General features: G+C 67.2%; 19 protein-coding genes. 16 read left to right on the top strand and 3 right to left on the bottom strand.

The window, feature by feature from the left end:
* Positions 1-48: 48 nt before the first annotated feature.
* The 15 genes from KF871_RS11130 (at position 49) to KF871_RS11060 (ending at position 14234) form a co-directional block, all read left to right on the top strand.
* Positions 49-1086: an amino acid ABC transporter substrate-binding protein gene (locus KF871_RS11130; protein WP_291142049.1), complete on the top strand. Its 1038-nt coding sequence runs from the start codon at positions 49-51 to the stop codon at positions 1084-1086.
* A 159-nt stretch (positions 1087-1245) separates the two neighbouring features.
* Positions 1246-2424 carry an amino acid ABC transporter permease gene (locus tag KF871_RS11125; protein ID WP_367172049.1) on the top strand — a complete coding sequence of 393 codons (1179 nt, stop codon included), beginning with the start codon at positions 1246-1248 and terminating at the stop codon, positions 2422-2424.
* A 5-nt stretch (positions 2425-2429) separates the two neighbouring features.
* Positions 2430-3533, top strand: coding sequence for an amino acid ABC transporter permease (locus KF871_RS11120; RefSeq protein ID WP_291142047.1), 1104 nt, complete (start codon positions 2430-2432; stop codon positions 3531-3533).
* A gap of 13 nt (positions 3534-3546) precedes the next feature.
* Complete coding sequence (locus KF871_RS11115; protein WP_291142045.1) at positions 3547-4293, top strand: amino acid ABC transporter ATP-binding protein; 747 nt, start codon at positions 3547-3549, stop codon at positions 4291-4293.
* Between the two features lie 54 nt (positions 4294-4347).
* The gene (locus KF871_RS11110) at positions 4348-5397 is read left to right on the top strand and encodes a glycerophosphodiester phosphodiesterase (RefSeq protein WP_291142043.1); all 1050 of its coding nucleotides are present in this window, start codon (positions 4348-4350) and stop codon (positions 5395-5397) included.
* On the top strand, positions 5394-5690 hold the full coding sequence (locus KF871_RS11105; protein ID WP_291142041.1) for a hypothetical protein: 297 nt from the start codon (positions 5394-5396) through the stop codon (positions 5688-5690). The genes KF871_RS11110 and KF871_RS11105 overlap by 4 nt, the downstream gene beginning before the upstream one ends.
* A 45-nt stretch (positions 5691-5735) precedes the next feature.
* The gene (locus tag KF871_RS11100; RefSeq protein WP_291142039.1) at positions 5736-6470 is read left to right on the top strand and encodes a thioredoxin family protein; all 735 of its coding nucleotides are present in this window, start codon (positions 5736-5738) and stop codon (positions 6468-6470) included.
* A gap of 59 nt (positions 6471-6529) precedes the next feature.
* Entirely contained in the window at positions 6530-6910 is a 381-nt protein-coding gene (locus KF871_RS11095) for a DUF2946 family protein (protein WP_291142036.1), read from the top strand.
* A gap of 78 nt (positions 6911-6988) precedes the next feature.
* Positions 6989-8368 (top strand): hypothetical protein, encoded by a 1380-nt coding sequence (locus tag KF871_RS11090; RefSeq protein WP_291142033.1) that lies wholly within the window; start codon positions 6989-6991, stop codon positions 8366-8368.
* Positions 8369-8377: 9 nt separating this feature from the next.
* Complete coding sequence (locus tag KF871_RS11085) at positions 8378-9769, top strand: copper oxidase (protein ID WP_291142032.1); 1392 nt, start codon at positions 8378-8380, stop codon at positions 9767-9769.
* 1 nt (position 9770) lies between these two features.
* Positions 9771-10277, top strand: coding sequence for a plastocyanin/azurin family copper-binding protein (locus tag KF871_RS11080; RefSeq protein ID WP_367172048.1), 507 nt, complete (start codon positions 9771-9773; stop codon positions 10275-10277).
* 5 nt (positions 10278-10282) lie between these two features.
* Complete coding sequence (locus tag KF871_RS11075) at positions 10283-10750, top strand: DUF411 domain-containing protein (RefSeq protein ID WP_291142029.1); 468 nt, start codon at positions 10283-10285, stop codon at positions 10748-10750.
* Positions 10751-10782: 32 nt separating this feature from the next.
* Positions 10783-11070 (top strand): copper-binding protein, encoded by a 288-nt coding sequence (locus tag KF871_RS11070; RefSeq protein WP_291142026.1) that lies wholly within the window; start codon positions 10783-10785, stop codon positions 11068-11070.
* A gap of 147 nt (positions 11071-11217) precedes the next feature.
* Positions 11218-12801 carry a PAS domain-containing methyl-accepting chemotaxis protein gene (locus tag KF871_RS11065; protein WP_291142024.1) on the top strand — a complete coding sequence of 528 codons (1584 nt, stop codon included), beginning with the start codon at positions 11218-11220 and terminating at the stop codon, positions 12799-12801.
* Positions 12802-12881: 80 nt separating this feature from the next.
* Complete coding sequence (locus KF871_RS11060) at positions 12882-14234, top strand: TAXI family TRAP transporter solute-binding subunit (protein ID WP_291142022.1); 1353 nt, start codon at positions 12882-12884, stop codon at positions 14232-14234.
* 139 nt (positions 14235-14373) lie between these two features.
* On the opposite strand, the gene KF871_RS11055 is transcribed toward KF871_RS11060, so the two are convergent.
* The 3 genes from KF871_RS11055 to ettA all read right to left on the bottom strand — a co-directional run bounded on the left by KF871_RS11055 (position 14374) and on the right by ettA (position 18840).
* Entirely contained in the window at positions 14374-16461 is a 2088-nt protein-coding gene (locus tag KF871_RS11055; protein ID WP_291142020.1) for a DUF1631 family protein, read from the bottom strand.
* 94 nt (positions 16462-16555) lie between these two features.
* Positions 16556-17101: a DUF1415 domain-containing protein gene (locus KF871_RS11050; RefSeq protein WP_291142017.1), complete on the bottom strand. Its 546-nt coding sequence runs from the start codon at positions 17099-17101 to the stop codon at positions 16556-16558.
* A 77-nt stretch (positions 17102-17178) separates the two neighbouring features.
* Positions 17179-18840: an energy-dependent translational throttle protein EttA gene (gene ettA, locus KF871_RS11045; RefSeq protein WP_291142014.1), complete on the bottom strand. Its 1662-nt coding sequence runs from the start codon at positions 18838-18840 to the stop codon at positions 17179-17181.
* A 248-nt stretch (positions 18841-19088) separates the two neighbouring features.
* On the opposite strand from ettA, the gene KF871_RS11040 reads away from it, so the two are divergent.
* Entirely contained in the window at positions 19089-20816 is a 1728-nt protein-coding gene (locus tag KF871_RS11040; protein WP_291142012.1) for a DEAD/DEAH box helicase, read from the top strand.
* The last annotated feature ends 65 nt before the right edge of the window (positions 20817-20881 follow it).

The raw sequence follows: 20881 nt of genomic DNA, 5'->3' as shown, positions 1-20881 counted from the left end.
TGCAACTGACCGGTGCCTCACAACCTTCCACAAGCACGGAGAGACCGCATGAAATTTCAGAGCCTGAAGCTGACCGCCCTGACCCTGGGCGCCACCGCAGCCCTCATGGCCGCCCCCGCTTTCGCGGGCAAGGACGTCGACGCCATCAAGAAGCGCGGCGAACTCAACTGCGGTGTGAACACCGGCCTGCCCGGCTTCTCGGCGGCTGACAGCCAAGGCAAATGGAGCGGCATGGATGTCGACGTCTGCCGCTCGGTGGCCGCCGCCCTGCTGGGCGACCCCAACAAGGTTCGCTTCGTGCCCCTGACGGCGCAGCAACGCTTCACCGCACTGCAGTCCGGCGAGATCGACATGCTGGCGCGCAACACGACCTGGACGCTGACGCGCGACGCCTCGCTGGGCATCGACTTCACGGGCGTGAACTTCTACGACGGCCAGGGCTTCATGGTGCCCAAGAAGCTCAACGTCAAGAGCGCCAAACAGCTCAAGGGCGCCACCGTCTGCGTGCAGTCGGGCACCACCACCGAGCTGAACCTCACCGACTACTCGCGCGCCAACAAACTCAACATCAAGCCGGTGGTGTTCGAGAAGCTCGAAGCCGCCGTTGGCGCCTACGCCTCCGGCCGTTGCCAGGCGTACACCACCGACGCATCCGGCCTGGCCTCCACCCGCGCCAAAGACATGGCCAAGCCCGATGACCACGTCATCCTGCCCGAGCTGATTTCCAAAGAGCCGCTGGGCCCGTCCGTGCGCCGCGGCGACGATGACTTCTTCGCCATCGTCAAATGGGTGGGCTTTGCCCTGATCGAAGCCGAGGAATACGGCATCACCCAGGCCAACGTCGACGAAATGAAGGGCTCCAGCACCAACCCCAGCGTCATGCGCCTGCTCGGCATGGGCAACGAAGACACCGGCAAGCTGCTGGGTCTCGACAAGGAATGGGCGTACCGCGCCATCAAGGCCGTCGGCAACTACGGCGAGCAGTTCGAGCGCCACGTGGGCCCGAAGACTGCGATCGGTCTGCCGCGCGGCGTCAACAACCTCTGGACGCAAGGCGGCCTGATGTACTCCCCGCCGGTCCGCTGACCGGCGCATGAGCGAGGCCCTGGCGCCTCGCCCATGCTTTGTTGCGGAACCGTGGCCGCGTTGGTGGCCACGCACCGTGATCGTGGTGCCTTCTCCTTCGAAAGCCATGGCGGACGGGGGTGATGGCGCACTGGTGTGGACACATCGGCGAGGACTCCTTTGGCCATCTCTGCATCCCCCCCTCCCAAGACCCGGCACTTCTCGCTCAACAGCCGGGCCACGCGAGGCCTGATCTACCAGGTCATCGCCATTGCTCTGCTGGCGCTGGGCCTGTGGTACCTGGCGCACAACACGCAGGCCAATATGCAGGCGCGTGGCATCCAGAGCGGTTTTGACTTTCTGCAGGCCAGCGCCGGCTTCGACATCGGCGAAACCGTTGTGCCCTATGACCCCAGCCAGAGCTACGGCAAGGCCATCTGGGTGGGTGTGCTCAACACGGTCAAGGTGGCCATCGCCGGCATCATCCTCACCACCTTGCTGGGCGTCTTGCTCGGCGTGGGGCGCTTCTCGCGCAATGCGTTGGTGCGCGGCCTGAGCTACGGCTACGTCGAAGCATTTCGCAACGTGCCGCTGCTGCTGCAGCTGCTCATGTGGTACCTGGTCTTCATCGAGATCCTGCCGCCGTCCAACGAGGCATGGAACCTGGCCGACCTGTTCTTTCTGAGCAAGGGCGGCCTGTCGACGCCCTGGCCCGCCGCGGGCGTGGGCCACGTGCTGCTGGGTCTGCTGGTGGGTTTGATCGCGGGCCTGTTGTGGCGCCGACGCGTACACAAACGCTTCGAGGCAACCGGGCAGGACGGTGACCGCGTGTGGGCGCCGCTGGCCATGTTGCTGGCCTTCGCCATCGTCGGCTGGGTGGTGGCGGGCATGCCGCGCGAGTGGCGCATTCCCGAACAGCTGCCCTTCATGGTGGACGGCGGCGTGGCGCTCACGCCTGAGTTCCTGGCGCTGCTGATCGGCTTGGTCATGTACACCTCGTCCTTCGTGGCCGAGGTGGTGCGCGGCGGTATCCAGTCGGTGGGACGTGGTCAGGACGAAGCGGCGTCGGCACTGGGCCTGAACCCGGGGCAGAAGATGAAGCTGGTGATCCTGCCGCAGGCCATGCGCGTGATCATTCCGCCGCTGACCAACCAGTACCTCAACCTCACCAAGAACTCGTCGCTGGCGGTTGTCGTGGGCTACCCGGACGTGGTGTCGATTGCCAACACCACCATCAACCAGAGCGGGCGTGCGGTGGAGTGCATCGCCATCATCATGCTGGTCTACCTCAGCACCTCGCTCACCACCTCACTGGTGATGAACTGGTACAACCGCCGAATGGCGATCAAGGAGCGTTGATCGCCATGAGCACGCAGTTTCAACCCATCGCAGCGCGCCCATCTCCGGTGCGCCAGTCGGGCCCGATGGTGTGGGTCCGCCGCAATCTGTTCGCCGACTGGAAGTCGGTGCTGGCCACGGTCATCGTGGCGGCCGTGCTGGTCTGGGCCCTGCCGGGCCTGTGGCGCTGGGTCATCGCGGGCGCCGTGTTCCGCCCTGATCCGGAAGCCTGCCAGGCCGCTCGCGGCGTGGGCGCCTGCTGGGGCGTGGTGGCCGAGAAGTACCGAATCATCCTGTTCGGCCGCTACCCCTTTGAAGACCAATGGCGTCCGCTGGTGGCCACCTTGCTGGTGATCGGCGGCCTCATCGTGAGCTGCATGCGCGCCTTCTGGAAGCCCTGGCTCGGCTTGCTGTGGGTGGGCATCCTGGCCGTGTTCTTCACGCTGATGGGTGGCGGCGTCCTCGGCCTGGAATCGGTGCGCACCGAGGTCTGGGGTGGCCTGCCGCTGACCATCATGCTGGCGGTGCTCTCGCTGTTCCTGGCGTTCCCGCTGTCGGTGGTGGTGGCCCTGGGGCGGCGTGCCAAGCTGCCCGCCATTCGCACCATCTGCGTGCTGTACGTCGAGCTGATCCGCGGCGTGCCGCTGATCTCGGTGCTCTTCATGGCGTCGTTCATGTTCCCGCTGTTCGTGCCGCAGGGCGTGACGGTGGACGTGCTGGTGCGGGTGATCGCCGGGCTCACGCTGTTCATTGCGGCCTACATGGCCGAGACCGTGCGCGGCGGTCTGCAGGCGGTACCCAAGGGCCAGTTCGAAGCGGCCGATTCGCTCGGGCTCGGCTACTGGCAGACACAGCGGCTGATCGTGCTGCCGCAGGCGCTGTCGCTGGTGGTGCCCAGCATCATGAATACCTTCATTTCGCTGTTCAAGGACACCTCGCTGGTCACCATCGTCTCGCTCTACGAGCTCACCGGTGCGCTGTCGCTGGCCCTGAACTCCGACGTGCAATGGCGCCCGTTCAAGCTCGAGGCCTACTTCTTCATCACCCTCATCTACTTCACCGGCTGCTTCGCCATGTCGCGCTACAGCCTGTGGGTCGAAAAACAACTCAGCGCCAGCAAGGCGCGATGAACGAGAGTCGCACATGTCAGAACCAGCCATCATCAGCTTCGACAAGGTCAACAAGTGGTACGGCAACGATTTCCACGTGCTGCGCGACATCGACCTGTCGGTCGCCAAGGGCGAACGCATCGTGATCTGCGGGCCGTCGGGCTCGGGCAAGTCCACGCTGATCCGCTGCATCAACCGGCTTGAGGAGCACCAGCAAGGCACGCTCACCGTCGACGGCACCGAACTCACCGACGACGTGAAGGCCATCGACAAGGTGCGCAAGAACGTCGGCATGGTGTTCCAGCAGTTCAACCTCTTCCCGCACCTGACGGTGCTGGAGAACCTGACGCTGTCGCCCATGTGGGTGGGCAAGATGCCCAAGAAGGAGGCCGAGGAACGCGCCATGCAGCAGTTGCAGCGCGTGCGCATTGCCGAGCAGGCCAAGAAGTTTCCGCTGCAGCTCTCGGGTGGCCAGCAGCAGCGCGTGGCCATTGCGCGCGCCCTGTGCCTCACGCCCAAGATCATGCTGTTCGATGAGCCCACCTCTGCACTCGACCCCGAGATGATCAAGGAGGTGCTCGACGTCATGATCGAGCTGGCCAACCAGGGCATCACCATGTTGTGCGTCACGCACGAGATGGGCTTCGCCAAGGCCGTCGCCGACCGCGTGATCTTCATGGACCAGGGGCAGATCGTCGAGCAGAACTCGCCGCACGAGTTTTTCAACAACCCGCAGAACGAGCGCAGCAAGGACTTTCTGTCCAAGATCCTCGGCCATTGACTTGAGGTGGTCACGGCGCGGGCGCACAATGCCGGCGCCCGCGAGGAGACCACCATGCAAATTTCGACCCCGCCTGCCGCGCAGCGCCTGACCTGGCTGCGCTGGGGCTGCACCACGGCGCTGGGCCTGTCGCTGTGGTGCGCAGGCGCCGCGCTCGCCTTTGACCTGCAGGGCCACCGCGGCGCCAGGGCCCTGGCACCCGAGAACACCCTGGCCGGCTTCGAGCGGGCGCTGGCCATCGGGGTCAGCACGCTGGAGCTCGATGTGGTGCTCAGCGCCGACGGCATGCCGGTGGTCTCGCACGACACGGCGCCCAACCCCGATATCACACGCGACGCCGAAGGTCGCTGGCTGCAAAGCCGCGGTCAGCCCTTTCACAGCCTCACGCTGGCGCAGATCGCCGAATTCGATGTCGGCCGCATCAACCCGGCGTCCCGCTATGCGCGTGATTTCGAGCAGCAACAGGCCATCGACGGTCAGCGCATCCCGACGCTGGACGAGGTCTTCGCGCTGGTGCGCCGATTGCGCGCAGACCATGTGCGCTTCAACATCGAACTCAAGCGCAACCCGATGCGCGCACACGAGTCGCCTGCACCCGACGAATTCGTGCACGCGGTGGCCGCTGTCATCGCGCGCCATGGCATGGGCATGCGCTGCACCCTGCAAAGTTTCGACTGGGCCGTGCTCAAGGCCGCCAGGCGCGTGACGCCCGAGCTGCCCTTGAGCTTCCTCACCGCGCAACGCCCGCGCTTCAACACGCTGGCCAGTGGCGAATGGACCGACGGTGCCCGCCTGGACAAGCACCACGACGCGCCCGCCCTGGTCGCGGCCGCGGGCGGCAAGTTGTGGTCACCGAGCTACCTCGACCTCGACCAGCACACCCTCGAGCGCGCACGCGCCGAAGGCTTGCGCGTGATTCCCTGGACCGTCAACGAAGTGCCCGACATGGAGCGCCTGATCGACTGGGGTGTCGACGGCCTCATCACCGATCACCCCGAGCGCTTGCGCCAGGTGCTGCAGCAACGCGGCATCGCCTTGCCGCCGATGGTGACGCCTGCCGTCACTGCCCAACGCACCACCGCCCACCGCGCCACCACCGAATGAACCCCACGACCCATGACGCCCTGACCGCGTTTCGCGGCACGCTGCAGGCGCTGCAGGCGCAAGACATCGGCGCCGCCGAGGCCGCACGCCGGCTGCGCGACATCGGTGAGCGCCTGGACACATTGCCGCCGCGTTTCGGTGAAGTGCTGCAGGGCCTGCTCGATCGCCTCGAATTCAGCGCGCTGTTCGACGCCGAGAGTTGCTCGTTCAGTGCGCACGACCTGTACGACAGCCTGCGCTTCTGGGTTGACCAGACTGAACGCCGTCTGTCGGCCCTGCCTGCGTCGTCGTAAGGCGCCCGCGGCCATCAGCGACCCACCTCCTTTGCGGAGGTGCCCATGTCCACCCTGTTTCAACGCGCCTTGCTCGGCCTGCTCGCTGTGTCCGCGGGCGGCGCCGGTGCCGCCGACGTCCGCTGCGAGGCCAGCCGTGGCACCCAGGCACCGGCCATCGTCGAGCTCTACACCTCGGAAGGCTGCAGCTCTTGCCCGCCCGCCGATCGCTGGCTCAGTGGCCTCAAGGGCCAGGACGACGTGGTGGCCCTGTCCTTTCACGTCAACTACTGGAACCACCTCGGCTGGCGCGACCCCTTCGCCACCGCGGCCACCACCGAGCGCCAGTACCGCCTGCGCGACACGCTGGGCGGACGCACCGTCTACACCCCGCAGGTCGTTCTCAACGGCCGCGACGATCGCGACTGGTACCGCCAGAAGTCCAACGAACTGCCCCGCCTGGGCGGCCAGGCGCCGGCCATCCGTCTGACGCGCGAAGGCGACGATCTGATCGCACGCGTAGAGCGCAAGGGCGACGCGCCTGGGCGACTGGCGGGCTACTGGGCGCTGTTGCAGGACGGCGTGAGCAGCCGCGTCACCGCGGGCGAAAACGCCGGCGAACAGCTGCACCACGACCATGTGGTGGTGCACTACCAGCCCGTGGCGGCCTGGTCCGGCAGCGACGCCCACACCGAGCGCTGGTACCTGCCGCTGAAGATCGCCCACCGCGTGGCCTTCGTGGTCACCGACACCTCGCTCACGCGGCCGGTGCAGGCGGTGGTCATGCGTTGTCCGGGTTGACGGGCCCTGCCCGCCCGCCGGCAGGAACTTTCATCGCCCGGTCCTTATCATTGCCAGCCATGCGCCTGATCTGGATCGCCCTGTTGATCGCCCTGCTGCCCTTGCGCGGCTGGGTGGGCGATGCCATGGCACTGGGCATGGCGAGCGGGCAGCACGCGCCACAGGCCGCGGCGGCCATGGGTCACGGCAACGGGCCCTGCCCGCATGCCGACGCCAGCGATGCCGCCACGACGCACATGGCACCCCAGGACGCGGCGCACCCAGCCGACCCGCAGGGAAGCCACGACCACCGGCTGTGCGACGTGTGCAACGCCCCTGCATTGCAGATGGCGCTGAGCACCCTGCCTGTCTCCGACGTCGTGGCCACGCCCTTGGCCGTGCACCGCGTGCGCTACGCCAGCCTGGCGCCGCGCCGCCACCTCAAACCCCCCATCGCCTGAGCGTTCCCACCCGTGGTGCGTCCGCGCGCGACCGCAGTCGCGCGACGGGCGCCTTCCGTGAACCTTCAGGAGATCCCCATGCCCCACCCCTTGCGGCTGGCACCCTGGTGCCTGGCGCTGCTGGTCGGCCCGTTGCTGGCCTCGCCGACGACGAACGACACCTCGGCCCGGCTCCCCATGACCGACCCGGCCGACGCCCTGCGCGCGGCCGACCCGAACACACCGTCCGCTATGGTGCCGCTGGCAATGCCCGCGCCACAGCGCCTGGACACCCCCGAGCTACCGGCCGACCTGGCGCAGGCGCGCGCCATCTGGCGCGAGCTCAACCAACAGGTGGCGCAATTCCCGCGCGGCCACATCGACCTGCTGCGCTGGGAGGCGCGACAGCCCGGCGGCCAACCCCAGGACGCAGCTGCGTCCGTCGGCGAACCGCTCTCCCCCGCCGAGGCCTTGCGGGTATCGCTGCAGCAGCGGCCCGACCTGTTCATCCGGCCCGGCTTGAGCCCGATCGAGCAAGCGCGCGTGCGCGCCGCCTATGCGGCCCACGTACGCGATCTGCAGGGCGCGTGGATCGACGCCGTCGCCACCCACGCCGGCGCGCGTGCCAGCGCGGCCGCCCTGGACGCCGTGCGCACCGGCGTCGAACTGGGCCGGCGCATGGTGCGCGCAGGCAACTGGTCGCAGGCACGGCTGGCACAAGAGCAGCGCAGCGAGGCCACGGCCTGGCGCGCACAGAGCGACGCCGCCCTGAGCGCGCAAGTCGCATTGGAGCGTCTGGCCGGTCTTATGGGCATCTGGCGGGCCGACGCCGTGCAGGCGCTGGGGCAACAACTGCCGACCAGCCTGCCCGCGCCGCCGCCAAGCTTGAGCGGCAGTGGCTCGCCCGAGCGCGACGTGCTGCAAGCCGACACAGTGTTGCCCATTGAACAGGCTGAGTCGAAGCGGGTCTTCGACAGCTTGCCCACCGGTCGCTGGCAGGCCTGGCGCGAGGCCCGCGACGCTGCGCTGAAGGCCATGCCCGAACCTGGCAATGCGCGCCCCGAACCGCCACGCGTGGACGATCCACGCATGCTGCGCGAGGCGCAACCACTGGAGGCCGACGAACACCGGGCCAGGTTGCTGCGCATGGCCAGCGAACGCCGCGCCGCTGCGCGACTGGCCTGGGCCCAACTGACGGTGCGCCATGCCCAGGCCTTGCACGCCGACGCGGTGCTGGTGCAACTGGGCGAGGCCCGTCAGCAAGAGAGCCTGCTGCGCTACAACGGCATGCTCGAGAGCACCTGGCAACTGCTGGCCAGCGCACGCGAACGCGGCGCCGCGCTCGACGCCGCCACCCAGGCCCGCCGCGGCTACTGGCGTGCCCAGGCCGCCTGGCAGGCCTTGCTCGGCGGCGCCGACTTCGCCCTTGATGCCGCCCAGTCCGCCGCTGGCGACAGCGCCGGCAACAGCCCCCACTGAGGAATCTCCATGCAACGACGACATTTCTTCGCTGCCGGCGCCTCCGCGGTGGCTGCCGCCAGCGTCAGCCGCGTGGCCATGGCTGCCCTGCCCGAGGCCGTGCAACAGACATCGGCCGAGACCGCCGCACCCTGGCTGCCCCCGGGTGTGACCGGCGCGGGTCGCCCCTACAACCCCGTGATCACCCTCAACGGCTGGACCCTTCCCTGGCGCATGAACGACGGCGTCAAGGAGTTCCACCTGGTGGCCGAGCCGGTGGTGCGCGAGATGGCGCCCGGCTTCAACGTGAACATGTGGGGCTACAACGGCCAGAGCCCGGGCCCCACCATCGAAGTGGTCGAAGGCGATCGCGTGCGCCTGTTCGTGACCAACCGCCTGCCCGAGCACACCACAGTGCATTGGCACGGTCAGCGATTGCCCAACGGCATGGACGGCGTGGGTGGCTTGAACCAGCCGCAGATTGCGCCCGGCAAAACCTTCGTCTACGAGTTCGTGGCGCGCCGACCTGGCACCTTCATGTACCACCCGCATGCCGACGAGATGGTGCAGATGGCCATGGGCATGATGGGCATGTGGGTGACCCACCCCAAAGGCAAACACCCGCTCATTGCCGAGGCGCAGCGCGACTACTGCTTCCTGCTCAATGCCTTCGACGTCGAACCGGGCAGCGCCACCCCGCAGGTCAACACCATGCTCGACCAGAACATCTGGGCCTGGAACAGCCGGGTGTTTCCGGGCATCAGCCCCCTGGTGGCCCGCCTGGGCGAGCGGGTGCGTGTGCGCGTGGGCAACCTCACCATGACCAACCACCCGGTGCACATCCACGGCATCGAGTTCGAGGTCACCGGCACCGATGGCGGCCCCACCCCCAAGACCGCGCGCTGGCCCGAAGTGACGGTGGACGTGGCCGTCGGGCAGATGCGCCAGATCGAGTTCATCGCCGACGAACCCGGTGACTGGGCCATGCACTGCCACAAGAGCCACCACACCATGGGCGCCATGGGCCATGCCGTGCCCACCATGATCGGCGTTGACCACCGCGGCCTCGTGGGCCCGCTGCAGCGCGCCGCACCCGACTACATGGTGATGGGCGAGCGCGGCATGGCCGACATGGGTGAGATGCAGATGGAGCTGCCCGCCAACACCTTCCCCATGATGACCGGCACCGGGCCCTATGGCGCCATCGAGATGGGCGGCATGTTCACCACCCTCAAGGTGCGTGCCGACCTCAAGCCCGGCGACTACGCCGACCCTGGCGACTTCAAACAACCCCCAGGCACGCAGGCGCGGCTGGTCGAGGGCGCACAAGCCCCGGCCCCGGTGCGGGCGCCCGCCAACCCCAATCCGCCCGACGGCCGCGCACGCAAACCCTCGGGTCACCAACACGGCATGGAGCACTGAGATGAACACCACACGACGAACCCTGCTGGGCTGGCCCCTGGCCGCGGCCTGGCCGCTGGCCCATGCCCATGGCGATCAGAAGCATGGCGAGGCCATGCCCGTGGTCAAGGAACAAACGAAGGAGCAAAAGCCTTGGGGGATCGCCGGCGACGTCAAAGACGTACGCCGCACCCTCACCGTGCGCATGAGCGACGACATGCGCCTCACGCCCAACCACATCACCGTGCGCGAAGGCGAGACCTTGCGCATCCGCGCGGTCAACGCCGGTGCCGTGATGCACGAGATCGTGCTCGGCACCCGAGAAGAACTCGAAGCACACGCCGCGCTGATGAAGCGCTTCCCCGGCATGCAGCACGACGAGCCCTACATGGCCCACGTCCCCCCAGGGCGCCAGGGCGATGTGGTCTGGCACTTCAACCGCGCGGGTGACTTCGAATTCGCCTGCCTGATCGCCGGCCACTACGAAGCCGGCATGCGCGGCACGCTGCGTGTCACCCCCAAAGGATGAACCCCATGCCCACCCCACGACGACAACTGATCACCGCCGCCGCCCTGTCGGCTCTGCTGCCGCTGGCGCGTGCGACCACCGACGCCACACCCCTCACCCTGCAGGTCTGGAAAGACCCGAACTGCGGCTGCTGCCACGACTGGGTCAACCACCTGCGCAGCAACGGCATCGCGGTGCAGACCTTCGACACCGGCAACACCGCCGTGCGCAAACGCCTGGGCCTGCCCGATCGCTACGCCTCGTGCCACACCGCGCGCATCGGTGGCTATGTGATCGAGGGCCACGTACCCGCGCGCGACATTCACCGCCTGCTCGCCGAACGCCCCGATGCACTGGGCCTGGCCGTGCCCGGCATGCCGGTGGGCAGCCCCGGCATGGACGGCCCCGCCTACAACGGCCGCCAGGACCCGCACGACGTGCTGCTGGTCCTGCGCAACGGCCAGTCCCGCGTCTTCCAGTCCTACTTCCGCTGATGCATTTCTTCCCTGTTCCCGATGGAGTCCCCATGACGTTCAAACCCCTCATCGCAGCCGCCTGGCTGCTGGCCGGCGCCGCGATGGCCGCCGACCTGCCCGTGACCGAAGGCGAGGTCCGCCGCGTCAACAGCGCAGGCCAGGAAGTCACGATCAAGCACGGTGAAATCAAGAACCTGGACATGCCGCCCATGACCATGGTCTTCAAGGTCAAGGACCCGGCGCAGCTGTCCGCGCTCAAAGCCGGCGACAAGGTGCGCTTCACCGCCGACCAGATCAACGGCGCCTATACGGTCTTGTCGATCGAGCGCGCACCCTGAGCAACCGAAGGCGCCCGAAGCAGCGGTCAGACGGGCGTTTTGCCCTGTGTTCCGGCGTTCAGAAAGGGCCTGAAGTGCCGATACTCTCTTGCACCTTTTCTTGCAATGGGGCGCACTGCGCCCGGCGAGAGTACCCAGGACTTACACATGCGCACGAATCTGCCCGTCACACAACAAGAGTTCGTCATTCCCGACGGCGTCACGCTGGTCTCGACCACCGACCTGCAAAGTCACATCACCTACTGCAACCCGGCCTTCGTGGCCGTCAGCGGCTACAGCCGCGAGGAATTGCTGGGCCAGCCGCACAACCTGATCCGCCACCCCGACATGCCGGCGGAGGCCTTTCGCGACATGTGGGCCACGCTCAAGAGCGGCTCGCCCTGGTCGGCACTGGTGAAGAACCGCCGCAAGAACGGCGACCACTACTGGGTCATGGCCAACGCCACGCCCATCGTGAACAACGGCCAGGCCGTCGGCTACATGTCGGTGCGCACCAAACCCACGCGCGAGCAGGTGCAGGCTGCTGAAAAGCTCTATGCGCAAATGCGCGCCGAACGCGAGCAGGGCCAGGCCCTGACCACGCTGCACAGCGGCCGCGTGGTGCTGGCCGGCTGGCGCGGTGCCTTGCAGAGCCTGCTGCGCCCCACCCTGGGCAAGACCATCGGTGTTGTGAGCCTTGCACTCACCGCCGTCGGCATGGCCCTGGGCCACTGGGGCAGCGGCCTCAATGGCTGGGCCTGGCTGGGCGCCCTGGTGCCCGCTTTGGGCGCGGCTGGTGTGGCGGCCTGGTTGCTGCGCCAGCAAGTCGTTGAACCGCTGCAAAGTGCGATCGCATTCGCCAACACCATGGCCGCTGGCGATCTCACCACCCGCCTGCGCCGCATCGGCTCGGGCGAGTTTGGTGGCCTGGCCAAGGCGCTGAACCAGCTCAACGTCAACCTGCAAGCCGTCGTGTCCGATGTGCGCGAAGAAGTGGAGCATGTGCAGGTTGCCAGCCGCGAAATCGCCGCCGGCAACCAGGACCTGTCCTCGCGCACCGAGGCGCAGGCCAGCAACCTGGAAGAAACCGCCGCTTCAATGGACCAGATGAACAGCACGGTGGCGCAAAGTGCCAGCACCGCGGGCGAAGCGGCCCGACTGGCGCAGCAGGCTGCGTCGGTGGCGCGCGATGGCAACCAGGCCATGCACGACGTGGTGAACACGATGGAAGACATCAGCCGCAGCTCCGCGCGCATCGGCGAGATCATCCAGGTCATCGACGGCATCTCGTTCCAGACCAACATCCTGGCGCTCAATGCCGCAGTGGAAGCCGCGCGCGCTGGCGAGCAAGGCCGTGGCTTTGCGGTGGTGGCCGGCGAGGTGCGACAACTGGCGCAGCGCACGCTGGACGCCGCCAAGGAAATCAAGCAGTTGATCGACGAATCAGCCCACAAGGTGGCGCAGGGCAACCAGCTGGTGCACAGCACCGGCCAGACCATGGCCGGCGTGGTGGGCTCGGTCGAGCAGGTCAACGCGCTGATCGGCGACATCACCCACGCCACGCAAGAACAATCCAGCGGCATCGCGCAGATCAACCAGGCGGTCGGTCAGCTCGACAGCGTGACGCAGCAGAACTCGGCCATGGTCGAACAGCTCGCTGCAGCGGCCAGCTCGCTGCAATCGCAGGCCCAGGTGATGTACGAGGCGGTCGGCGTGTTCCGCCTGCACCAGCGCGGCAAGGTGCAGGGCTGAGCGCGGCCAAGCCGTCGACGCTTCTGTAACGCCCGGCAACGCCGGGCGTTTTTCATGGGTCGCGTGCTATGTTCGCGCCCATGCCCAAGACCCTGCGCTACACCCTGATCTCGCTCAAGGAGATGCTGCTCTCGGGCAGCCCGATCGTGCTGCTCACGATCGCCCTGCTGGGCTTCACCTGGTGGTGGCTCAACCCCAACCCGCCCAAGAAGGTGGTGCTGGCCACCGGGCCGGAACAAAGCGCCTACGACGCCTTCGGTCAGCGCTATGCACAGGCCCTCAAGCGCTACGGCATCACCGTTGAAATGGTGCGCACCGAGGGTTCGTCCGACAACCTCGACCGCCTGCGCCGCGGCGAGGTGGACCTGGGTTTCGTGCAAGGCGGCTCGGCCGACCTCGGCTACGACGAGGAGGACAGCATCGTCTCCCTGGGCAGCCTGTTCGTGGAACCCCTGTGGCTGTTCTATCGCGAAGACGCCGCCAAGCGCCTGCAGAAGGAACCTGTGCTGAAGAACCTGGCCGACCTCAAGGGCTGGCGGGTCAACGTGGGCACGCCCGGCAGCGGTGTGCCCCGCTTGTTCAACACCTTGCTTCAGGTCAACCGCATCGAACCACGCGAGATCGTGCTCAGCCAGCTGGAGCAGACGCCGGCCACGGTGGCCTTTCTGGACGGGCAGCTCGACGCCCTCGTGTTCGCCTCGGCACCCGAATCGCTGATCGTGCAGATGCTGCTGCAGACGCCGGGCGTGAAACTGCTGGACTTCGCGCAGGCCGAGGCCTACTCGCGCCGCTTCGGCTACCTCACACCCGTGACCATGCCGCAGGGCATGGTGGATCTGGCCAACAACGTGCCGCCACGCAACGTGCGCCTGGTGGCCTCGACCACCAGCCTGCTTGCGCGTGCCGGCACCCACCCCGCCGTGCTGCAGCTGTTTGCGCAGACGGCGGTCGAGATGCACGGTGGCGCAGGCTGGTTCAACCGGGCGCGCGAATACCCCAACCTCGACCACAGCGAGCTGCCGGTCGCGCCCGAGGCCGAGCGCGCCCTCAAGGGCGGCCTGCCCTTTCTGCAGCGCTACCTGCCGTTCTGGCTGGCCAACGTCATCGAGCGCATGTGGCTGGCCATGGGCCTGATCATCGCGCTGGCACTGCCGCTGTCGCGCATCGTGCCGCCGCTCTACACCTTCCGCATCCGCTCGCGCGTGTTCCGCTGGTACGCCGAGCTGCGCGACATCGAGCAGCGCCACGAAGCCGGCAGCGCGTCGGCCGATGAACTCATTGCCCAGCTCGACGACATGGAGCACAAGGTGGAGAAGGTGGTGGTGCCGCTGTCGTACACCGATGAGCTCTATGCCTTGCGCGGCAACATCCACCTGGTGCGCAAGAAGCTGCTGCGCAAAGGCAGCGCACAGGCGGTGGGCGCGCCGGCGTGACGTGCCTTGATGACAAATGACGAATGACTTCGCGCTGCGCGCTTGATGACTGCGCAGGCGCCCAGACAGTCATTTGTCATTCAGCCTCGCAGAGGCAAGTCATCCGTCATCGCGCGCCAATGAGGCGGCAACGCAACAGCTACTTGCTCGACTTGCCGGAGTTCTTGAGTGCCTGCTCGGCCACCGCGTCCAGCGCCTCATCGACCATGCTGTAGTCGGCCACCACGCGCAGCTTGCCTTGTTCAATCAGGCGGTCCACGCCACGGCGCGTCATTGACAACGAGCGCCCGGAGGCCGTGCCGAACAGGAACAGCGTGCCGTGCGGGCTGGCCCAGGTGAGCTGCACGCGCAACATCTGGCCGTCCTGCTGCAGATCGAACCAGCCGCCAACCTTGAGACCGGTGGCGTCGCGCAAGGCCATCTCGGCCTTGATGTCCGCCCAGTCGCGCTGCACCGGCATGGGCTCGGTGTTCATGAAGGCGGGCTGGGTCGACTCGGGCAGCGAGTCGTCGTAGAAGTTGGTGTCCTTGGCTTCCTGGTGGCGCATCCACAGGGCGTCATCGTCCATGTTGAGCACACTGACGTCGCCCTCTGCCTCGGGCGCTTTGTCGGCCGACGTCGGCGCCGGGCGACCACTCGGTCGCTGCGTCTTGTACGCCGCTTCGTGCAAGCCCATCAGCGTCTGGAAGAAGGCTTCCACCTTTTCGCGCGGGTAGTCGATCGAGTCCAGACCTTCGCGCAGCGTGCGTAGCACGGGCGGGATGACCTTCACCAGGCGCGGCCGGTTCTGGCTGGCCAGGCTCAGCTGGCACGACCACAGCAAGTCGCCCAGGATGTCGACGTAGCGCTTGGCCAGTGAATCGCCAGACAGCATGGGCGGGCGTTCGCTCTCGTCGATGCGCGCCTTGGCCACCACCAGGGCCCACACACCGGTGAGGAAGCGGCGCACCGGACCCGGTGCCTTGGCGTAGTCGACACGCGCGCGAAATTCCTCGGCAATCTTCTCGGCCAGCAGCTTGCGCTGCTCCACGCGGACCAGGGTCTGCATGGCTCGGCCACGCGCCTCGATCTCGGCCCTGGGCACCGCCGCATCCTGCGAGCGCTGCACGCGCTCCAGCAGCGCCGGAATGCGCGACGCGATGTTGCCCCCCGGGCGACGCAAGTCGTTGACGATCTGGCGCAGCTCGCCCATGTAGGCGGTGAAACCGGCTTCCTGCTCGCTGGTATAGGCCAGGCTGCGCGCCGTCACGTTGTCAAGCAATCGGCGCGCCGGGTTGTTGCGGTCGGCAAAAAAGCGCGGGTCGTTGTTGGCCAGCTCCAGCAGCGCGGGTTTCATGTCCTGCAACTGCGCGCGCACCGGTTTGAGCAAGCGCTTGTCCCCCGCTATGCGCTGCATCAGCAGCGTGACCACTTCGGCCGCCAGCGAGCGCGTCATCTCGTCGTTCTGCGAGATGTCCGAGCCCTCGCTGCCCACCAGCAGCTGGTGCAGGTGATCCAGCGTCAGCAAGGCCTGACGCTCGGTCATCGGGCCGCCCAGCAGGTCTTCACCGCCGAGCTCCTCCTCGGTGAAGGCACGCGATTCGGGTGCGGTGATGACGGCGTAGCCTGCGGGTTTGACGTTCTGCTCGGCCAGCAGCAGGTCCAGCCGCTGGTAGAGCTTGGCCAGCGCCTCGCCCAACGGCGCCGCCCCGGCGTTGAGCCACCGGGCGCGCACGGCAGGGCTGATCTCCAGCGCCTTGAGCGCCTCGATCAGGCACTCGACAAAGGCGGTGACGCTGAGCGGGTTCGCGTCGGCGTTGACAACGCGAAAACCCTGCGCGGTGGACAGGCGCGCCGAGAACTCGAGGTAGGCATCCTCTGCCTTCATCATGGCAACTTGCTGCACGCGAGCCGTCTCGACCTTTTCAACCACCTGGTCATCGCCCATGAGCTCGAGCTCGTCCAGTCTCAGCGAGGTGCGCTTGGGCAAGCCCAAGAGTTCAGACGGCGCGTCCTCCAGGCTTTCGGCAATCGCCGACAGCCAATGCCGCGCCACCGCATCGCGGCTGCGCTGTAGCGTGGTGTAGGCATCGATCAGCGCAGTGCGCTCGTAGTAGTTGGGCGCGGAGCGCTCCTGCTCGCGCAGGATGGTCTGCACCTTGTCGAGCCAGGCAGGCACCCACTGGCGCGAGGCTTCCAGCGCCTCGGCCAGGCAGCGCGTCAACTCCGGGGAGATTTCTTCAGGCATGGGCAGTTCGGTCGCTTGTGGCGGCGGATGCCGCACATTCTGCGCTCTTGGCCAATCCCACAACCCGGGAAATCGAGGGGTTTCTCACACCAGATCAGGCTTTCGAGAGCAGGTCGGTCCAGCCCTGCGGCCCCAGGCGGCGCAGAGTCTCAATGTTGCGCGCCACGATGGCCTCGGCGTCACCGCCTTCGCTGGCCACCGCACGCGAGACGCTGTCTTCGCGCAACAGGTGCAGGGTGGGGAACGGCGAGCGGTTGGTGGCATTGGTGATGTCCTCGGCCTCGGTGCCGTCGAACTGCCACTGCGGGTGAAACGCGGCGACCTGGATCACGCCGTCGAGTTCGTGCTCGTCAACGATCTCGTCGACCACACCCAGAAAATCGTTGAAGACCTCGAAGTCGGGGAACAGCGAGGCGTGCACGATCAGCGTGGTATCGATCTGCTCCGCGGGTGTCTGGGCCAGCAGGTCCAGCTCGCGGTCCAGGTCGTCGAGGAAGGCATCCACGTGCCGTGCCGTGCTGACCACGATGCGCACCTGGTTCTTCACCCACACAGCCCGCGCGAACGGGCACAGGTTGAGGCCGATCACGGCCATCTCGATCCAGTGCCGCGTCGCGGCGAGAACAGTCTCTTCGTTCATGAAACCTGTTTGGCCGCCGGGCCGCCCCTAGGGATGCTCTGCAGAACCCGCACGGCGGCGCAGCGTGGGGGCCACGTTCATGCCAGGGACTTGAAGCGCGGGCGCTTGGGTGCCGCACCCTCCTCGCCCAGTCGCTGCTTCTTGTCGGCCTCGTATTCCTGGTAGTTGCCGTTGAAGAAGAACCACTGGCTGTCGCCTTCGGCCGCGAGGATGTGCGTGCAGATGCGGTCGAGGAACCAGCGGTCGTGGCTGACCACCAGCGCGCTGCCGGCGAATTCCAGCAGCGCCTCTTCCAGCGCGCGCAGGGTTTCCACGTCGAGGTCGTTCGAAGGTTCGTCCAGCAGCAGCACGTTGCCTCCCTCTGCCAGCATCTTGGCCAGGTGCAGGCGACCACGTTCACCCCCCGAGAGGTTCTTCACCATCTTCTGCTGGTCGCCGCCGGAGAAGTTGAAGCGGCCGCAGTAGGCGCGGCTGGGCATCTGGAACTTGCCCACGGTGATCATGTCGAGGCCACCGGAGATGTCTTCCCACACCGTCTTGTCGCCGGCCAGCCCGTCTCGGCTCTGGTCCACGGCGGCGATCTTCACCGTCTGGCCAATCTTCACGGTGCCGCTGTCCGGTTGTTCCTTGCCGGTGATCAGCTTGAACAGCGTTGACTTGCCGGCGCCGTTGGGACCGATGATGCCGACGATGGCGCCCGCGGGGACCGAGAAGCTCAGGTTGTCGATCAGCAGGCGGTCGCCGTAGCTCTTGCTCACGCCCTTGAATTCGATGACTTCATTGCCCAGGCGATCGGCCACGGGAATGAAGATCTCGTTGGTCTCGTTGCGCTTCTGGTACTCGACGTCGCTCAGCTCCTCGAAGCGGGCCAGGCGCGCCTTGCTCTTGGCCTGACGGCCCTTGGCGTTGGAGCGCACCCACTTGAGTTCTTCCTTCATGGCCTTGCGGCGCGCGTCCTCGGTACGCTGCTCCTGCTCCAGGCGGGCCTCCTTCTGCTCCAGCCAGCTGGAGTAGTTGCCCTTGTAGGGAATGCCGTGGCCGCGGTCGAGTTCGAGAATCCACTCGGCGGCGTTGTCGAGGAAGTACCGATCGTGGGTGATGGCCACCACGGTACCCGGGAAGCGCTGCAGGAAGTGCTCCAGCCACTCCACCGATTCGGCGTCCAGGTGGTTGGTGGGTTCGTCCAGCAGCAGCATGTCGGGCTTGGACAACAGCATGCAGCACAGCGCCACGCGGCGCTTCTCGCCACCGGAGAGCAGGCCGATCTTCGCGTCCCAGGGCGGCAGGCGCAGCGCATCGGCCGCGATTTCGAGCTGGTGCTCGGAATCGGTGCCGGCGGTGGCGATGATGGCCTCGAGCTGGGCCTGCTCGGCGGCCAGCGCGTCGAAGTCGGCATCGGGTTCGGCGTAGGCCGCATAGACCTCGTCCAGGCGCTTCTGCGCGGAGCGCACCTCGCCCATGCTGTCTTCCACCGCCTCCCGCACGGTCTGCTCGTCATTGAGCTTGGGTTCCTGCGGCAGATAGCCAATGCGGATGCCGGCCATCGGGATCGCTTCGCCTTCGATCTCCTTGTCGATGCCGGCCATGATCTTGAGCAGCGTGGACTTGCCCGAACCGTTGAGGCCGAGCACGCCGATCTTGGCGCCGGGGAAGAAGGACAGGGAGATGTCCTTGAGGATCTGGCGTTTGGGCGGCACGATCTTGCCGACCCGGTTCATGGAAAAAACGTATTGAGCCATGGTGTCTGTGGGAAATTTGCAGCGCCCCGGACGGGCGCGCGACCCCGGGATTATCGACCCATGCCACAATACGCCCCGTCGGGCACGTCAGTAGGCCCGGCACCAGCTGCCTGCTGGGGCGCGCCTCCCGTGCGGACGCCGCCAATCTCCCCGGAAATCCATCGGCCCCCCACTGAGCGGGTGCATGCCCTGAGCGGCAGCCCCGAAAGGCCGATCCCCAGCGCCCTGGAAGGGTGCCGCTTCACACAATGACTTTCGAAGAACTGAACCTGGCCCCGGCCATCGTGCAAGCCGTGCACGAACACGGCTACAACACCCCGACCCCGATCCAGGTGGAGGCCATCCCCGCCGTGCTGGCCGGGCGTGACCTGCTCGCCGGCGCCCAGACCGGCACCGGCAAGACCGCGGCCTTCACCCTGCCGATGCTGCAGCGCCTGTCGCAAGGCGAGCGCAGCGCCAACCGATTTGGCGGCATCGGCATCCGCGCCCTGGTGCTCACGCCCACGCGCGAACTGGCCGCACAGGTCGAAGAATCGGTGCGCGTCTATGGCAAGCACGTGGACCTGAGCTCGGCCGTCGTCTTCGGCGGCGTGGGCATGAACCCGCAGATCGAGGCCATGCGCCGTGGCGTCGACATCCTGGTGGCCACGCCGGGCCGCCTGCTCGACCTCAACCAGCAGGGCCGCCTCGACCTGTCGACCGTGCAGGTGCTGGTGCTGGACGAAGCCGACCGCATGCTGGACATGGGCTTCATTCACGATGTGAAGAAGGTGCTGGCGCTGTTGCCGCAAAGCAAGCAGAGCCTGCTGTTCTCGGCCACCTTCAGCAGCGAGATCCGCGACCTGGCCAACGGCCTGCTCAAGGACCCGCAGCACATCCAGGTGACGCCGCCCAACACCACGGTGCAGCGCATCACCCAGGTCATCCACCCGGTGGGTCGCGGCAAGAAGAAGGCGTTACTGGTGCACATCATCCAGCAGCACGACTGGAGCCAGGTGCTGGTGTTCACCCGCACCAAGTTCGGCGCCAACAACGTGGCCGAATACCTCAACAAGCATGGCGTCACCGCCATGGCCCTGCACGGCAACAAGAGCCAGGGCGCGCGCACCCAGGCGCTGGCCGGCTTCAAGAGCGGCGAGATCCGCGCCCTGGTGGCCACCGACATCGCCGCCCGCGGCATCGACATCGACGAGCTGCCGCACGTCGTCAACTACGACATCCCCAACATCTGCGAAGACTACGTGCACCGCATCGGCCGCACGGGCCGCGCCGGCCGTGAAGGCCAGGCGGTCAACCTCGTCAGCCTCGACGAGGAAGGCTTCATGATGGAGATCGAACGTTTCACCAAGCAGCAGATTCCGGTCGAGATCTTTGCCGAATTCATGCCCGAGCCCGGTGAAAAGGCCGAGCCGATCGCCATGGGCCGCCAGACCCTGTGGGGCGGCGCCGGCAAGCCGCCCAGCCGCGACGTGATGGCCGCCGCGGCCAAGGTGGCGCGCCAGGAAATGATGCAACGCATCCGCGAGAAGAAGTCCGGCGATGGCCAGGGCCAGGGTCGCGGCGACGGTCAGCCGCGCGGCCAGGGCCAGAAGGCACGCGGCCCCCGTCCGAGCGGTCAAGGGCAAGGCAGCGGACACCCGCGCCCCGAAGGTCAAGCTCGCGGTGACGGTCAGCAGCGTCAGCGCCCTCCCCGTGGCGATCGCCCGCCGCGCTTTGAAGGCGAAGAAGGCCACGAGCGCCAGCCAGGCCCGAACGCCCACCTGGGCAGCCTGCGCATTCGCGAACCGCGTCCGCGCCAGGCCAACCCCAACGGCCAGCCCGATCCGCTGCGCACTGGCATCGACGCCATGCGCACCGGCAACCGCAACAACAAGAAGAAGCGCGGCGGCAAAGGCGGCGGTGGTGGCGGTGGCGGCCAACGTGGCGAAGGTGCGGTGGATCCCTTGCGCACCAGCTTCGGCCGCATCTCCAACTGAGGTTTCCATCCGAATCCTGGGCGGCATCCGCCGCCCAACGAGGCCGCCACATCGAAAGGTGTGGC

Origin of the sequence: Hydrogenophaga sp. (assembly GCF_019635465.1) — a bacterium.
Lineage (GTDB): Bacteria > Pseudomonadota > Gammaproteobacteria > Burkholderiales > Burkholderiaceae_C > Hydrogenophaga.
The sequence above is the reverse complement of the archived record's forward strand: the minus strand, read 5'-3'. Positions and strand labels throughout refer to the sequence as shown.

Coding starts and splice junctions, on each gene's coding strand:
- KF871_RS11130 (WP_291142049.1), top strand. CDS start 49: ATGAAATTTCAGAGCCTGAAGCTGACCGCCCTGACCCTGGGCGCCACC.
- KF871_RS11120 (WP_291142047.1), top strand. CDS start 2,430: ATGAGCACGCAGTTTCAACCCATCGCAGCGCGCCCATCTCCGGTGCGC.
- KF871_RS11115 (WP_291142045.1), top strand. CDS start 3,547: ATGTCAGAACCAGCCATCATCAGCTTCGACAAGGTCAACAAGTGGTAC.
- KF871_RS11110 (WP_291142043.1), top strand. CDS start 4,348: ATGCAAATTTCGACCCCGCCTGCCGCGCAGCGCCTGACCTGGCTGCGC.
- KF871_RS11105 (WP_291142041.1), top strand. CDS start 5,394: ATGAACCCCACGACCCATGACGCCCTGACCGCGTTTCGCGGCACGCTG.
- KF871_RS11100 (WP_291142039.1), top strand. CDS start 5,736: ATGTCCACCCTGTTTCAACGCGCCTTGCTCGGCCTGCTCGCTGTGTCC.
- KF871_RS11095 (WP_291142036.1), top strand. CDS start 6,530: ATGCGCCTGATCTGGATCGCCCTGTTGATCGCCCTGCTGCCCTTGCGC.
- KF871_RS11090 (WP_291142033.1), top strand. CDS start 6,989: ATGCCCCACCCCTTGCGGCTGGCACCCTGGTGCCTGGCGCTGCTGGTC.
- KF871_RS11085 (WP_291142032.1), top strand. CDS start 8,378: ATGCAACGACGACATTTCTTCGCTGCCGGCGCCTCCGCGGTGGCTGCC.
- KF871_RS11080 (WP_367172048.1), top strand. CDS start 9,771: ATGAACACCACACGACGAACCCTGCTGGGCTGGCCCCTGGCCGCGGCC.
- KF871_RS11075 (WP_291142029.1), top strand. CDS start 10,283: ATGCCCACCCCACGACGACAACTGATCACCGCCGCCGCCCTGTCGGCT.
- KF871_RS11070 (WP_291142026.1), top strand. CDS start 10,783: ATGACGTTCAAACCCCTCATCGCAGCCGCCTGGCTGCTGGCCGGCGCC.
- KF871_RS11065 (WP_291142024.1), top strand. CDS start 11,218: ATGCGCACGAATCTGCCCGTCACACAACAAGAGTTCGTCATTCCCGAC.
- KF871_RS11060 (WP_291142022.1), top strand. CDS start 12,882: ATGCCCAAGACCCTGCGCTACACCCTGATCTCGCTCAAGGAGATGCTG.
- KF871_RS11055 (WP_291142020.1), bottom strand. CDS start 16,461: ATGCCTGAAGAAATCTCCCCGGAGTTGACGCGCTGCCTGGCCGAGGCG.
- KF871_RS11050 (WP_291142017.1), bottom strand. CDS start 17,101: ATGAACGAAGAGACTGTTCTCGCCGCGACGCGGCACTGGATCGAGATG.
- ettA (WP_291142014.1), bottom strand. CDS start 18,840: ATGGCTCAATACGTTTTTTCCATGAACCGGGTCGGCAAGATCGTGCCG.
- KF871_RS11040 (WP_291142012.1), top strand. CDS start 19,089: ATGACTTTCGAAGAACTGAACCTGGCCCCGGCCATCGTGCAAGCCGTG.